This is a genomic window from Psychroserpens damuponensis, from assembly GCF_000826655.1.
Taxonomy (GTDB): Bacteria; Bacteroidota; Bacteroidia; order Flavobacteriales; family Flavobacteriaceae; genus Psychroserpens; species Psychroserpens damuponensis.
Window position 1 is genome coordinate 1 of sequence record NZ_JXJO01000029.1, and the last position, 15,750, is coordinate 15,750.

The 15,750-nt window shown below is 32.5% G+C and carries 12 protein-coding genes and 2 tRNA genes; 2 read left to right on the top strand and 12 right to left on the bottom strand.

Annotated elements, in window-relative coordinates; all coding sequences use genetic code 11:
* Positions 1 to 50 precede the first annotated feature (50 nt).
* Both TD29_RS16175 and TD29_RS16180 read right to left on the bottom strand, forming a co-directional pair.
* Positions 51 to 125 (bottom strand) — tRNA-Val (locus TD29_RS16175).
* A 43-nt stretch (positions 126 to 168) separates the two neighbouring features.
* Positions 169 to 243: transfer RNA gene (locus tag TD29_RS16180), tRNA-Val, on the bottom strand.
* Between the two features lie 159 nt (positions 244 to 402).
* Here TD29_RS16180 and TD29_RS16185 point away from each other — a divergent pair.
* Positions 403 to 2,064 (top strand): hypothetical protein, encoded by a 1,662-nt coding sequence (locus tag TD29_RS16185; RefSeq protein WP_040282281.1) that lies wholly within the window; start codon positions 403 to 405, stop codon positions 2,062 to 2,064.
* Here the strand turns inward: TD29_RS16185 and TD29_RS16190 are convergent.
* The 9 genes from TD29_RS16190 to TD29_RS16230 all read right to left on the bottom strand — a co-directional run bounded on the left by TD29_RS16190 (position 2,061) and on the right by TD29_RS16230 (position 12,098).
* Entirely contained in the window at positions 2,061 to 4,556 is a 2,496-nt protein-coding gene (locus TD29_RS16190) for an Hsp70 family protein (RefSeq protein ID WP_040282284.1), read from the bottom strand. The two genes, TD29_RS16185 and TD29_RS16190, sit on opposite strands and share 4 nt — an antisense overlap.
* A 6-nt stretch (positions 4,557 to 4,562) precedes the next feature.
* Positions 4,563 to 4,856 (bottom strand): hypothetical protein, encoded by a 294-nt coding sequence (locus tag TD29_RS16195; RefSeq protein WP_040282286.1) that lies wholly within the window; start codon positions 4,854 to 4,856, stop codon positions 4,563 to 4,565.
* Positions 4,857 to 4,901: 45 nt separating this feature from the next.
* Complete coding sequence (locus TD29_RS16200; RefSeq protein ID WP_040282288.1) at positions 4,902 to 6,116, bottom strand: bifunctional folylpolyglutamate synthase/dihydrofolate synthase; 1,215 nt, start codon at positions 6,114 to 6,116, stop codon at positions 4,902 to 4,904.
* Between the two features lies 1 nt (position 6,117).
* Positions 6,118 to 6,984, bottom strand: a complete 867-nt coding sequence (locus tag TD29_RS16205) for a hypothetical protein (RefSeq protein WP_040282289.1) — start codon at positions 6,982 to 6,984, stop codon at positions 6,118 to 6,120.
* Positions 6,985 to 7,067: 83 nt separating this feature from the next.
* Entirely contained in the window at positions 7,068 to 7,463 is a 396-nt protein-coding gene (locus tag TD29_RS16210) for an ExbD/TolR family protein (protein ID WP_040282291.1), read from the bottom strand.
* Between the two features lie 28 nt (positions 7,464 to 7,491).
* Entirely contained in the window at positions 7,492 to 8,187 is a 696-nt protein-coding gene (locus TD29_RS16215; RefSeq protein WP_040282293.1) for a MotA/TolQ/ExbB proton channel family protein, read from the bottom strand.
* 66 nt (positions 8,188 to 8,253) lie between these two features.
* Complete coding sequence (gene nhaD / locus TD29_RS16220) at positions 8,254 to 9,651, bottom strand: sodium:proton antiporter NhaD (RefSeq protein WP_040282295.1); 1,398 nt, start codon at positions 9,649 to 9,651, stop codon at positions 8,254 to 8,256.
* A 9-nt stretch (positions 9,652 to 9,660) separates the two neighbouring features.
* The gene (locus TD29_RS16225; RefSeq protein WP_040282297.1) at positions 9,661 to 10,887 is read right to left on the bottom strand and encodes a Glu/Leu/Phe/Val dehydrogenase dimerization domain-containing protein; all 1,227 of its coding nucleotides are present in this window, start codon (positions 10,885 to 10,887) and stop codon (positions 9,661 to 9,663) included.
* A gap of 152 nt (positions 10,888 to 11,039) precedes the next feature.
* The gene (locus TD29_RS16230) at positions 11,040 to 12,098 is read right to left on the bottom strand and encodes an anhydro-N-acetylmuramic acid kinase (protein WP_040282299.1); all 1,059 of its coding nucleotides are present in this window, start codon (positions 12,096 to 12,098) and stop codon (positions 11,040 to 11,042) included.
* 93 nt (positions 12,099 to 12,191) lie between these two features.
* Here TD29_RS16230 and TD29_RS16235 point away from each other — a divergent pair, with 93 nt between their 5' ends.
* Entirely contained in the window at positions 12,192 to 13,334 is a 1,143-nt protein-coding gene (locus TD29_RS16235; RefSeq protein WP_040282300.1) for an acyl-CoA dehydrogenase, read from the top strand.
* A gap of 52 nt (positions 13,335 to 13,386) precedes the next feature.
* Here the strand turns inward: TD29_RS16235 and TD29_RS18830 are convergent, their stop codons facing one another.
* On the bottom strand, positions 13,387 to 15,702 hold the full coding sequence (locus TD29_RS18830) for a helix-turn-helix domain-containing protein (protein ID WP_316931861.1): 2,316 nt from the start codon (positions 15,700 to 15,702) through the stop codon (positions 13,387 to 13,389).
* Positions 15,703 to 15,750 lie beyond the last annotated feature (48 nt).

Genomic DNA, 15,750 nt, shown 5'->3' on the forward strand with positions numbered 1-15,750 from the left:
AAAACTAGCCCCTTGATTTGCCATATGGTAAATCAAGGGGCTAGTTTTTGTGGGTCATACTGGATTCGAACCAGTGACTTCCACGTTGTCGACGTGACACTCTGAACCAACTGAGTTAATGACCCTCATTTATAAACAAAAAAAAGTCCACATTTCTGTGGACTTTAGTGGGCAATGAGGGATTCGAACCCCCGACCCCCTCGGTGTAAACGAGGTGCTCTGAACCAACTGAGCTAATTGCCCTATTTATTGGACTGCAAAGATAGTCTAGATTTTCAATTACCAAAAGGTTTTTTAAAAAAAAATATTTTTTTTTTTCAAAGTCGCGTTTTAGCGAAAAAACATGGTTATTTGTTGAGTTCAAACTTATTTTGATATTTTTATAACTTATACCGTAATACTTTGAAATACATCTCTTTTATCGATCAGTTAGGCCTAGATATTAACGAATTATCTCAAATTGATTCAAATGGCATAATTAAACTCCAAAAGCAACTCAAAGCTAAAGCGATGATGGGTGACGCTAATAATCTTGGAGATATTTCTAATCTTATTGATAAATTAAAAGATGAAACAGTACTACAACATCATGTATTTATCGAGAAACACGATTGGCTTAAACAATTAATTTCTGGGAATCATCAAAACATCAAACAAAATCAGATCTCTGTAGATGAATCATTAATTGTAAATCTTGATGATTTAAAATACTTTCTTTCGCCTTTTTTCAAGGAAAACCTGAAACTCTTTTTATCTGAAACTTTAACCAAAGGTAAATATGTATTATTATTAAAAGTTCTATCTCATAATAATCTCTTTTCCGAAGAAAACAATCAACTCATCATCAACTTTTTTAAAGCACGTTTAAATTATGCTAGTGTATATTTAAGAGAAGGGAGACTTAAAGAGAAAGAATTCCCAATTGCATTTATTACGAATAAAGTGTTTATTAACTGTTTAAATGAATATCCAGATTGTTTTAATGAGGATATGCAAGAACTCAATTCTGAGGTTATCGACATTTATAATTCTAACCGAAGAAACACCAGCAATCAAGAGTTTAGATTTGCATCTAAAGCCATGGTAGCATTTGCAATATTAGATACTTCTAATGTGTTTTTAAAAGAAACATTAGTATCTAATGCTGACATTGCCAGACAGTATTCATACCCTTCTAAGTCTAATAAAAAAACAGGGTCTGGTTTTGGTGGTTGGAGTATTTTTGTCATTGTTATGATTGTTATTAGAGTGATTTTCTGGGTAGGAAAAAGTTCTAACAGCAGTAATGATTATGATTATATAAGAAGTGGTGATTATAGCTCTAGCCCTGTTTTTAGTGATGAACTACAAAAACTTGTTGATAGTATTCAACGTTCTGGCTCTACCGATGATACATTTACAATTAACGAAGAGTTAATAGAAGCACTAGGCATTGAAGAAACAGTGATAGAAGATGATCATGCTAATACCACAACGAGTGATCGATACAAACTCGCAGATCACACCAAGTTTATTTACACTTTAAAACGAAAAGTAGAGCGAAAAACTAGTGATGAAATTTTAGGCATGACGCTCAACCCGTTTTCTAACCCTTACCAAACCACTTTTAACCAATTACCATACTCTGAAGATTTAACACATAATGCATTCCTTAAAATAAACAATAGAAGTAAAAAAGATCTTATCGTATTTAGATTAACACATGGTATTGACCAATCTATTTACATTCCAAAAGGTGAGCGCGTTTCAATAGAAGCCAATCAAAATGATTCGTTATTATTTTATACCGGAACCGATTTTGTATCCTCAAGATTCTCACATTTTAAGCGAGATACCGATTTGTCTAATTTATACAAAATTACAGATTATAATATTTCCGAAGCTAAAGAAATTATAATTTATCCTTTTGAAGATATCATCTCTAAGGTTAAAAGCAGCTCTTCAAATAAAATATTGATTGATACCGTAAGAGGCGAAACTATAAAGACCAATAAGGTAACGTTAAAACAGTTAAGTATTAACAAAATTTACACCGATTGGTACAACAAAAAGTATAAAAACTAGCCTAAACCTGTTCTACTATCATCTTTAAATTTCTTTTGTTTTTCTTTTTCATAATCTGGCAATAACGCTGATAAACCGTAGACGATATGACGTAACGATTTATAATCTTGCTTATCTAATGCCTCGTCACCTTGTTTTATTAATTTATCGGCTTTACGTTGGTTATCAAAAGATGAGACAAACTTTAAATTTAAAAAGTAAGTAATAAAATTCTCATCACTAGATTGAATTACAGAATCGTACAACTCATCTAACTCTTTGATTTTTGATCTAATTAAATACTTATTTCCAGAGTTAATAACTTCGCGCTCGTTTTTTATAATACGCGCATATTTTTCTTGAAAACGTTCATTTTCTTCTTTATTTAAGTGATATTCTAAAGCTTCTTTAGACTCGTTATACTCCTCAATTTCTTGAGCAATTAATTTATTACGTGTTAAATCATCAAAGTGTTGAATGAGTTTACGTTTTCTATCATCTAACTGAAATTTTGCATCAGATATATCATCATCATTAATGAGAGACGCAGCAATTTGAGTTTCTATTAAACCTACTCTTATGGTTTCTAATTGCTGTGAATATTCAAAGTTTTCTTCAGAGTTATTTGTACGTATCAACTCCTCTACATCTCCAAGAACTGTATTAATTTCCATATTAATCTTGTTGATACTTATGGCTCTCTCAGATTCACTAAAGACATTTTTAAATTCTTGATCACAAGATTGTAAAAAGACGTTAATTTTTAAATCTCGAGACTCTGTTACCTCTACCTCGATCTCAATATCTGTTCCTTTAATTAGGTCTTCTTCTAGATCTTTTCCGAAGATTTCAATATAACCTATACTCAAACCAGAACTAGGCAAACCTTTAGATTTACCTTCAATAATATTAATTATAATGTTTGAGTTAGAGTGCCTCAATATGGTTTTTGAGGCCGTTTTATAAATTTTCTTTTTAAGTGGTAAAATACTTCCTTTTGCGAACACCAAATCTAACCGTGTTGTTGAGGCGTCTAAATCGTCAACTTCCATACAAATATCATTAGGTAGCGGTTGCCCTTGCACATTGTAACTACCTTGATTAATTGCTACAGTATTTATAACTTGTAAAACATCTAAAGCCTCATTTAATAATTGAATTTTAAAAGGGTTTAAACGACCTTCTAGCAGTGGTACAAACTCAGAAAACGTATGATCGTCAAGCGTTTTTACACCAGAATCATAACCACCATCTTTTCGCATTATGCGGTAACTTTTTACATCACCAGAATTTATTTTACACGTAATCAACTCTTCTAGATCTCGAGTGTTTTGCTCGTAAAATAATTTAAAATCTATAGACTCAAATGTTGTCTTTTCAGCTTCTATATTGCTCTTTTCAAAAACAGTTGCTGGCTTAGAACCTGCAAAATATGCTGCACCATGAACCACTGCCGATGTTGGATCAATACTAGAGTCTACCTCTACTTCTATGGCTTCAGCTATGCGTTTTTTAATTAACGGCACATAGGTAGTACCTCCAATTAAAATTACACGATCTATTTGAGAATTTAGTAATTGATTGTTTTTGATAACATCCTGAATAAAAACAATGGTTTGCTCTACTTTTGAAGCAATTAAATCTTCAAATTGTTCTCGTTTTATAATTAATTGTTCGTAGAAATTTTCACCATTAATATCGATATCAATTTCAATTTCGGTCTCTTCATAAATGGAGAGTTCTTTTTTCGCTTCTTCGGAAATTTTAAGCAATTCAAAATATAGCCCTTTAAAAGATGTTGTTTTAGACTTTAAATCTTTCCAAAGATTGCTTAACGATAATTTTTGCTCTATAAACGGAACCACTAAATGCTCGACGATAAGGTTATCAAAATCGGCACCTCCTAAGTAATTATCGCCTAAGTTATCGGTCACTTTTAATTCTCTATCATTTACTTCTACTAGAGCCACATCAAATGTACCGCCTCCAAAATCGTAAACAATCCAGTTTTGTTTGTCTTTAACCTCTATATTAGATGTGTTTGCAAACGCTAAGCAAGCTGCTATAGGTTCTTGCAATAAGACAACTTCTTTAAATCCTGCTAAGTAACCCGCTTTTTTAGTAGCATTAGATTGTATTGTATCAAATGACGCAGGAATTGTAATGACTACAGCGTCTAAAACCTCTTCATCATTCACAAAGTTTTTTAATTCTTTAAGTATCATTGAAGACAACTCTATGGGAGACATTTCTTTGTCAATAGATGGGACAAAATAAGTGTCTTGCGTTCCCATTTTACGTTTAAAAAGCATGCATATATTTTCGGCATCTTTTTCAAGATAATCTAGGGCTTTATCACCAATTACAGTTCTATTACCTCGAAAGGCGATACAAGATGGTAAGGTTTGTTTTAAACCTAATGGGTTGTTGTAAATTTTAATATTTCCGTCGTCATATTTAGCAATCAGACTATTGGTCGTTCCTAAATCTATGGCAAAATTTATAGTTTTCATTTGAGGCTATTCTACTATTACAATTCCTTTCTGAAGGAGTTTCGTTTCATTATTTTCTATGTGATAAATAACAGGTTTTAAAACCTTTGTTATTTTAGATTTTCTATTTAAATCTCCAACAACATTAGCTTCAACATCGGTCATTTCATTTCTATAGGTTTGACCTAGCGGAATCACAATTTGAAAACCCAAGGCTTCAAACTCGTGATAAATTCGATCTAAATACCGAGTTCCACTATCGTAATTGTCTTTCTTTAATTTTGAATCTAGTGCAAAAACTTGATTGATAATCTCTGTCATTGTAACATTTTAAAACTGAAACTTAAAGATACAATTTTTTGAAGTTTATACGACTTCGGCAACTACAAATGTGCTTCCTCCAACGTAGATTAAATCGTCTATACTTGCTGAGTTTTTGGCATGTTCTAAAGCTGTATTTACAGATTGGTATGCGTCACCATCAAATCCAACAGACGAAAATTTGAGTTTTAATATTTCGGCATCTAAGCCTCTAGGCACATTAGGTTTACAAAAATAATACGTCGCCTTTTTTGGTAATATTGGTAAAATAGAATCCACATCTTTATCATTAACAACTCCAAAAACGATGTGAAGGTTTTGGTAGTTTTCTTGAGCGAGTTGCGTCACAATATAATTGAGTCCTTCTTTATTATGCGCAGTATCACAGATAATTTTAGGCTCAGCTTGTAATACTTGCCAACGCCCTTTTAAGCCTGTATTTTTGACTACATTTTGCAATCCTGATTTTATATGTGCTTCGGAAATATTAAAATTTTCACCATTTAATATTTTTAAAGCTTTAGTAGCTGTTTTCATATTATGGCTTTGGTAATTTCCTTTCAAATCGCTGGTATAAAGAGAATCAACTTCATCAGCAAAATAAATTTCCGATTTGTTAGTTTTAGCAATATCTAAAAACACATGTTTAGTTTCTGCTTGCGTTTCTCCAATGATTATAGGAACGTTTGGTTTAATAATCCCTGCTTTTTCTTTAGCAATAGCCTCATAAGTTGTTCCTAAAAATTGCGTATGATCAAATCCTATATTGGTAATAACTGAAATTTCTGGAGTAATAATGTTTGTAGAATCTAAGCGACCTCCCAGTCCAACTTCTATCACAGCAATATCTACGTGTTCTTTTGCGAAATAGTCAAAAGCCATCCCAACAGTCATTTCAAAAAACGATAATTGTTGTTGCTCAAAAAACGAATGATTTTGCGCTATAAAGTCTATAACAAACTGTTCACTAATGTCTTTACCATTAATCTTTATGCGTTCTCTAAAATCTTTTAAATGAGGAGATGTATATAACCCAACTTTATAACCTGCTTCATGCAATACTGAAGCTAACATGTGACTCGTAGAGCCTTTACCATTGGTGCCTGCAACATGGATACTTTTAAATTTATGTTGAGGATTATTTAAATGATTTGCTAGTAGTATTGTGTTAGATAAATCTTTTTTAAAAGCAGTTTTACCTTGATTTTGATACATAGGCAACTGCTTAAACATCCAGTGTACTGTATCTTGATAATTCATTTTAATTTGAAGAAAAATTGACTACAACTTTACCAAATTGTCTTGTAGGTGCTTTTGAGTCTTTAGGCCATTTATAAGACTTTGCAATTTTCTCAGCTTGCGTTTTTAAGCAATTCGTAATATTAGTACTTCCTTTAGGATCAAAACTAGTTTCAACAACGTTACCGTCTCTATTTACAACAATTCTAATTACAATAGTACCATATTCATTTTCACAGCCTTCTTGTGGAGTATAATTAGGCACACCTCTACCGTTTAATCCATAACCAACACCTCCATTTCCAGAGCCTGGAATACCATCATAAGGTGCATAGGGATTTCCATCCAAATCGCCTTTATCACCTGGCCCATCACCTGGACCTTCTCCTCCTTTGTCAGGTCCTTCAGCATTTTTTACACCACCAATAAGCGCATCGAGTTTATCTTTTTTGTCTTGTTCTTCTTTGGCTTTTTTAGCTTCGGCTTCTTTACGCAGTTTTTCTTTGAGCTCTGCATCTGCCTTTGCTTTAGCATCGGCTTTAGCCTTAGCTTCTTTAGCTTTTTTGATAGCTAGAGCTTCTGCAGATTCATTAGTCATGACCTCTTCTGCATTACTATTAGCTTGGGTAGGTTGCGTTGCTTCTTCTACTTTTTCTGTTTGTTGTTCTTCTTTAACAACCTCTTCATTAACTCTAGATTTCACTGGTTCTGTTGGCTGAATTTGACCAGAACCAACTGGAGAATTCCCAAAATTAATGGCTACACCATATTCTTCTGGTGGATCCATATATGTATTTCCCATAACAAACAATAGCAATACAAGAATTACCGCAATTAATGCCGTAATCTTTGCTGAATTTTGTTCGTGTTTGGTTTCTAAATACTTCATCTAAATCTATAAGATCTTTTCTACATAATACGCAACAGTCATTCTAAACCTACCGTTTGGTAGATAAAAAAAATATAATTGTGCTAACTCCCAGGTTTTACAGCTAAAATAACTTTGAATTTATTTCTATTAGCTATATCCATCACCTTAACAACATACTCTACATCAACAGACTTTTCTGCTCGTAAAACAATGATGGGTTCATCTTTAGTTGATAATAATGAAATCAACTCGTTTTCTAAAACACTCTCTCCTACACGCTTATCATCAATATAAAACGTTAAGTCTTTTTTGATACTAACAGCAACAGACTTTTTATTTTCAGTTTTACCACTTGCGGTTGGCAATAAAATATCTATCGCATTTGTGGTCACTAAAGTAGAAGCTATCATAAAAAATATCAATAACAGGAATACAATATCTGTCATTGACGACATATTGAACTCTGGTGTTACTTTATTTCTTCCTCTTAAATTCATCTATTCTAATTTTTAGTCTCTCATTTCATTAAATAGGTTCGTTTAAGTGATCTAAAAACTCTAAAGAATTAGCTTCCATTTGATACACAACTTTATCTGTTTTAACCACCAAATGATTGTAAGCCATATAACCAACAATACCAACAATAAGACCTGCAACAGTTGTAGTCATAGCTGTATATAAGCCACTTGCTAAAACATCCATTTGTATGGTTCCTCCAGCATTTGCCAATTCAAAAATGGCTAAAATCATTCCTACTACAGTACCAAGAAATCCTATCATGGGAGCTACACCAGAAATTGTAGCTAGAATACTCACGTTTTTTTCTAAGCCATAAATTTCTAATCGGCCAGCATTTTCAATAGCAGTATTAATATCTTCTAGAGGTTTACCAATACGTGTAATACCTTTATTTATAAGTCTAGAAACTGGCGTATTAACTTGTGCGCATAACATTTGAGCAGAATCTATTTTACCATTACTGACATGATCTTTAATTTGATTCATAAAGTTTGAATCTATTTGTGAAGCTGCTTTTATAGCAAATAATCGCTCAAAATAAATATAGATCGCAAAAATGAGCATCACAAATAAAATAGCAATGATTATTTGTCCGGCAAATCCTCCACTACTTATTAACTCTATAATGGATAATGTTTTTTCTACTGGTTCTCCATCTGTAACGATATCTGCACCATCTTGAATATTACTTTGTAATATCATATTAAAAAAATTGAATATTAATTTTAACTGTGTTTATAACGATTCTTTTCTTCGGAAAGTATATGACTAGAAAATTGTTCTAGTAAACATAAAGACTATTGCTCCAGCCAAGAAACCAATTAATGCTAACCAAGATATTTTTTTAAGGTACCAGAAAAAATCTATTTTTTCCATTCCCATAGCAACTACTCCAGCCGCAGAACCAATAATCAACATAGAACCTCCTGTTCCTGCCGAATAAGCTATAAAGTGCCAAAGTTCATTATCAATTGGTTCGGTAAACATTCCTAAACTTGCTGCAACAAGTGGTACATTATCAATAACTGCAGAGCCTACACCTAGTAATAAAACTACTAAATCTGAAACGCCTCCATGATGTAACTCTGTACCTAACATTGGCATTGTATCTTGTAATGTTCCTGCAAAACCAAATAGTATACCTAAAGATTCTAATGCTGCAACAGCCATTAAAATTCCGAGGAAAAATAAAATACTTGGTAATTCAATTTTAGATAATGAATGATGAACAGGACTATGATGAGCATGAGCATCACTTTCTTCAGAATCGTGACTAGAAATACTAAATTTTGAATTACTATATATTTCAGCAAAAATAGCAACGATACCAAGAGCTAGCATCATACCAACATAAGGAGGCAAGTGTGTTACCGTTTTAAACACTGGTACAGATACAATACCACCTAACCCTAAATAAAGCATTGTAGAGCTAAATTTACTTTTAGGTTTATCTGTACCTTCTTCTGTACTTTGCTCTAAATTACCCTTAAAGGCTGGCATAAATGAAGCAATTAAATAAGGTACTAACATACAAATAAGTGATGGTAAAAATAAATACACAAATAAATGACCTGTAGTTACTTTTTTACCTATCCATAACATAGTTGTTGTTACATCTCCTATTGGCGACCAGGCTCCACCTGCATTTGCAGCGATGATAATTAAACCAGCATACCAAATACGTACACTTCTATCACTTACTAATTTTTGCAAAATTGAAATTAAAACAATTGTAGCTGTTAAGTTATCTATAATCGCAGATAAGAAAAATGCTAAGAAACCAAAAATCCAGAGAATTTTCTTTTTACTTTTTGTTTTAATAAAACTCTTAATTGTTGAAAACCCATCAAAATAGTCAATGATTTCTACAATGGTCATAGCTCCTAGTAAAAAGACTAAAATCTCAGCTGTTTTACCTAAATGATGAAGTAAAGTTTCTTCCATCCAGTGCATTTTACTTTCGTGACCTAAGCTCTCAAAACCTTCAACTAATCCATGATTAGCAGAATCAAACCATTGTGGAAACGAATCAATGCCCAAAGAAATTAATGCCCAACTTATAGCCATCATGACTAAGGCAGGAATAAGCTTATCAATTTTTATACTGTGCTCTACAGTAATGGCTAAATAGCCTAAAACAAATACTAAAATTATAATAGTTTCCATGGTGGGTAATTATACTAATTGGGTTAATGCAATTTCAAAAGCTGTAGCGCTTATGCCTGTTTTTGATTGATTTTTATCGTGTACTTTTTGTATTGCTTTTCTAATAATTTCTGAAGTATCATTAAAAATAGCTTCATCTGTCATTTGAACTTTTCGTTCCATGAAATAGGCAAAAACTCTTGCCATACCACAGTTTGAAATAAAATCTGGTATAAGACTTACTTTATTATCTGTGTGTTCCATAATGCTTCCGAAGAAAATTTCCTTATCTGCAAAAGGCACATTTGCTCCACATGAAATGACCTCTAAGCCTGTACCAATCATTTGATCAATTTGGTTTTGAGTAATTAAACGAGAAGCAGCACAAGGTGCAAAAATCTCAGTTTCAAGAGACCATATTTTTTCATTTATTTCTGAAAACGGAATGAGATGATCACTAACTAAAGTGTTTCCAGATTTTGCGAGATATAATTCTGTGATGTCTTCAAATGTAAATCCATCTTCTTTAATTAAACCTCCTACAATATCAATAATGCCTACAACTTTTGCTCCCATTTGAGCTAAATAAAAAGCTGCTGCAGCACCTACATTTCCAAACCCTTGAACGATGGCACGTTTACCTATTATAGAATCGCCTTGTACATCATAAAAATGTTTTGCTGCTTCTGCAACACCAAAACCAGTAATCATATCTGCTACGGTGTATTTTTTAGCAACACTTGGTGAGTATTTTGAGTTTTCAATCACCTTAATAACACCATGCCTTAGTTGACCAATACGATTTATTTTATCTGCTTGAGTTGGTTTAAAATGGCCTTCAAAAACACCTTCTTGAGGATGCCAAACACCACTTTCTTCGGTAATAGGAATTACTTCATGTATTTCATCAACATTTAAATCGCCTCCTGTACCATAATAACTTTTTAATAAGGGAGACACTGCATTATACCAACGCTCTAAAACCCCTTTTTTCCTTGGATCTTTAGGGTCAAAATTAATTCCAGATTTTGCACCTCCAATGGCTGGACCAGAGACCGTAAATTTCACTTCCATAGTTTTGGCAAGTGATAAAACCTCGTTCATATCAAGGCCTTTACGCATTCTAGTTCCTCCACCTGCTGCACCTCCTCGAAGTGAGTTTATGACAGTCCAACCTTCAGCTTCGGTTTCTGGATCTTTCCAATTAAAAATTATTTCTGGGGCTTTATCTTCGTATTTTTGTAGTAAATCTTTCATTTATAAACTTTGAATCATTTGTAACTTTTTTTTTAATTTTTGGCATAAATATGAGCGTAGCTAAAGCTGATTCATTTGTAGAAAATTTATATTAATTAGTTACAACAAATATAAAAAACAAAAAATCGCTTTATATTAAATTTATAATATTTTTATGGATAAAATATCACACCTGAAGAATGGTCAATATCTGCACCTGTAACACTTGCTAAGCAGTTCACTTCTCCTCTAAGTTTTAAAACGCCTAATAGCCCAAAAATAAGGGCTTCTTTGTAGTCTATAATTTCTTTGGAAGGTCGTACTAACTCAAACTCTTTTTGTGCTTTAATTCGTTCTATCAAAAAGTCATTAAAAGTTCCGCCTCCTGTAAACAATACTTTAGAGTTTGAGGTAAAAGCTTTAGCAATTTGAATGGCAATGTGCTCAATAAACGTTCTTAAAATGTTGGCTTCGGAAATGTTAGCAGTCTCCAAAATTGGAAACATATGTAAATCTACCCATTCTAAACCTAAAGATTTTGGTGGCTCTTCTAAATAAAATTCTAATGCATTGAGACTATTTAGCAGGTTTTGATCTATAGTTCCTGATCTAGCAATACAACCTCCTTTGTCGTAATCATATCCTAATTTATTTGCATATGGATTCATAACGATATTCACCGGACAAATATCATAGGCTATTCTGGTTTCCCCTATTTCCGAAGAAATATTTGCAAAACCACCTAAGTTGATACAGTAATCATATTGCGAAAATAGTAAGCGATCACCAATTGGTACTAAAGGAGCACCTTGACCGTTAAGTTTCACATCTTGTATTCTAAAATCACAAACCACTGTGTTATTAATTAACTTGGCTAGCGATGATAAATTTCCAATTTGGTAGGTAAAGTTAGCAGCTGGTTGATGCAATGCTGTGTGACCATGAGAACAAATGGCATCGATTTGATTTAGTTGATATTTCCGAAGAAAATTATTTATAATTTCTGCTAAGTATGTCGTATAATCTTGGTCTATTAATTTTAGAGTTTCTAAATCAACCTTGACAAGAGTTGAGAGTTTAAGTTTCCAATATTCTGTATAAGGAATCGTTTCGGCATTATGGATTTTGAACGTCCATGTGTTATCAAATTTAAAAGTAATGTATGCTAAATCTATACCGTCTAAAGAGGTTCCAGACATCACACCAACAATATTATAACTAGATTTTACCATATTCTGTAAAAATAACTATAACGATTGAAATTTTCCTAATAAAGACGTATCTTTGCCATCATTTTTTAACAATTCAATATTTAATTTAAGACTATGGATTTTAGCTTAACTGAAGAACATATCATGATTCGCGATGCCGCTCGTGATTTTGCACAAACTGAATTACTTCCTGGCGTTATAGAACGTGATAATGCACAAACTTTTCCTGATGAACTGGTCAAAAAAATGGGTGACTTAGGGTTTATGGGTATTATGGTTGATCCTAAATATGGCGGAAGCGGAATGGATGCCATCTCATATGTATTAATTATGGAAGAACTTTCTAAAATTGATGCTTCAGCCTCAGTCATGGTCTCTGTAAATAACTCTTTAGTTTGCTACGGTTTAGAAACATATGGTAGCGAAGAACAAAAACAAAAATACTTGACAAAATTGGCTACAGGAGAACAAATTGGCGCATTTTGTTTGAGTGAACCAGAAGCTGGTAGTGATGCAACTTCACAAAGAACTACTGCTATAGACAAAGGAGATCACTATCTACTAAACGGTACAAAAAACTGGATAACAAATGGCGGTCGAGCAAGTGTATACTTAGTTATAGCTCAAACTGATAAACATAAAGGTTCCCATGGAATTAATGCTTTTATTGTTGAAAAAGGAACACCAGGATTTGATATTGGACCAAAAGAAGACAAATTAGGTATTAGAGGAAGTGATACGCATACATTACAATTTAATGATGTAAAAATACCTAAAGAAAATAGGATTGGTGGTGATGGTTCTGGATTTAGATTTGCCATGAGAACGCTTTCTGGCGGACGTATTGGAATTGCAGCTCAAGCATTAGGTATTGCTTCAGGTGCTTATGAATTAGCTCTTAAATATTCAAAAGAACGAAAAGCCTTTGGTACAGAAATTTGTAACCACCAAGCTATAGCCTTTAAATTGGCAGATATGTATACCGAAATAGAAGCGGCAAGAATGCTTGTAATGAAAGCTGCTTGGGATAAGGATCAAGGTAATAATTACGACATGTCTAGTGCAATGGCTAAGTTATATGCTAGTAAAGTTGCTATGGAACATACGGTTGAAGCTGTGCAAATTCATGGCGGAAATGGATTTGTAAAAGAATACCATGTAGAACGTTTAATGCGTGATGCAAAAATAACTCAGATTTATGAAGGGACTTCGGAAATTCAAAAAATTGTAATTTCTAGAGGTTTGATTAAAGGATAATCGAATAAGATATAAAATTACGAAGGCTTCAAATATTAATTTGAAGCCTTTTTTAATTTGATAGATTACCAATCACCAACTTTAATTCACCATATGAATATTTATCATCTATTTGATTTTTTAAGTCTGATAAAGTTTCGAAGGTGTACTTGGGTATAAGTTCTTTTAGTTCTTTGTAATGTGCTTCAGAAATTAAATCGGTAATTTTTATGTCTCCAGTAGGAATAAAACTAGCCAGGTGACCAAAAATAGTATTCTCGTTAAGTTCTCTAATAACTGAAATTTCTTCTAACGATTTACCGTCTTGAAATAATGCTAAAGATACTTTTTTAGAATCCCCTTTTTTACGTTTTGGTTTAGCCTCTACTTCAATGCTAATTTGAGTATTCGTTGCCGTTTCGATATCGTTTTCATTACAATATGCTATTATGACTTCAATAATTTCAGAACCATATTTTTCCACTCTTGTCTTACCCATACCGTGAATTTGCTTTAAATCTGCCTTAGATATTGGAAGCATTTCACACATGGCATACAATGCCTTTTGAGTAAATATTTGGTAATGTATAAGGTCTTCTCTTTGAGCGATTGTATTACGCAACTCTCTAAGTAATTCAAAAAGTTCAACATTTGTAGTTCCATCAACCACAACGTTTCTTGGCTTTTTAGATTTATCCTTAGCCAAAAACACAGATTTTGCTCGTAGTTCTAAAAATTTAATAGAACTAAAACTATCATTTAATCCTTCAAAATAAAGTTGTTTAGTAGATAATAATTCTTCAAAAGCGTTTAGCTGTTTAGTCAAATCTGCTTCTACAGCTTTATTATCTGTCGTATAGTTTAAATTTTTATATGTGTCGTGTATTTTTTTATCTGTTTGCTTAGAAAAATATTGTATCGCTTTTATGAAGCGCTCTTGAAGTACTTCATTTTGTTCGGGAAGCACCTCTTCCATAGATAATACATTGAGTTGTGCATTAAAGCTGTTGGCTACTTTTAACAAATTTGTAACCGTATCTTTAATTGTTAAAAAAGGTATATCTATGCCACCCAAAATACTAGAACGATTTTTATAAAAAATATCCAAAATACGATTGATTGGATGTAAAAAATCATAAAAATCAAATAATTCAGCAATCAAATTTAACTGAAACTTAATTTTGGCCTCTTTCAAAATTGATTCATCAGGTTGGTTATCCTCTGCTTCTTTATTAAAATTTATAACATTTATATCACTAATAATTTGACTAGAAGAAATCTTACTTTTTAGAACTAAACCATCTAAACTTTTACATCTACTAAGCGCTACATAAGTTTGACCATGAGCAAAAGCACCTTGTGCATCAATAATAGCCTTTTCAAATGTTAGACCTTGACTTTTATGAATTGTAATAGACCACGCTAACCTTAATGGTATTTGTGTATAAGCACCAATTTTATTCTCTGTTATAGCTGTAGTTTCAGAATTAATATTGTAATTAATATTTTCCCAAACCTCTGGAGTAACAACGATGTTAAAATCATCATCAGGGCATTTAACCACAACTTCATCTTTATCCAATAATATAACCTTCCCTATTTTTCCATTGAAATATCTTTTTTCTATAGAACTATCATTTTTAATGAACATGACTTGCGCACCAACTTTTAACACAAGTTCTTCTTTGTTTGGGAATAAGTATTCAGGAAATTTACCCTCAATTCTAGCAGAATAACTTTTTAAAGGCACTGTTAGCTTCTCGAGTTCATTGATATTAACACGCTCGGCTTTACTATTATGTGTCGTTAAGTAAACATAACCTTCATCACCTTGAGGAGAAAAACTCGGTAGATAACGTTTATTTAATTCGTTTGCAGATGATTGAGATAGCGAGTTTGTTCGTATTTGATTAAGAATTTCAACAAATTTAGGATTGTCTTGTCGGTATATATGCTTAAGTTCTACAGTTATCGCATTACATTTTTGAAATGCCAAACTACTAAAGAAAAAAGCATTTTTATAAAACGGTTTTAGCAATTGCCATTCATGTTCCTTAACGACCGGAGAAAGTTGCTGTAAATCTCCAATTAATAAAAGTTGCACACCTCCAAATACAAGATTTCGATTTCTAAAGCGCCTAAGTGTTTTGTCAATTCCATCAAGTAAATCTGCCCGAACCATACTAATCTCATCTATGATTAATAAATCCAAGGATTTAATAATATTGATTTTTGTTTTACTAAATTTTCTAGTAAAATTTGAAGACCCATCTAAAGTATCACTTGGTAGTATTGGTCCAAAAGGCATCTGAAAAAATGAATGTATTGTAACACCTTTAGCATTAATAGCAGCAACCCCTGTAGGAGCAACAACTACAATTCTTTTCAAAGAATTCATTTTTAACTTATGTAAAAAAGTAGTTTTTCCAGTACCTGC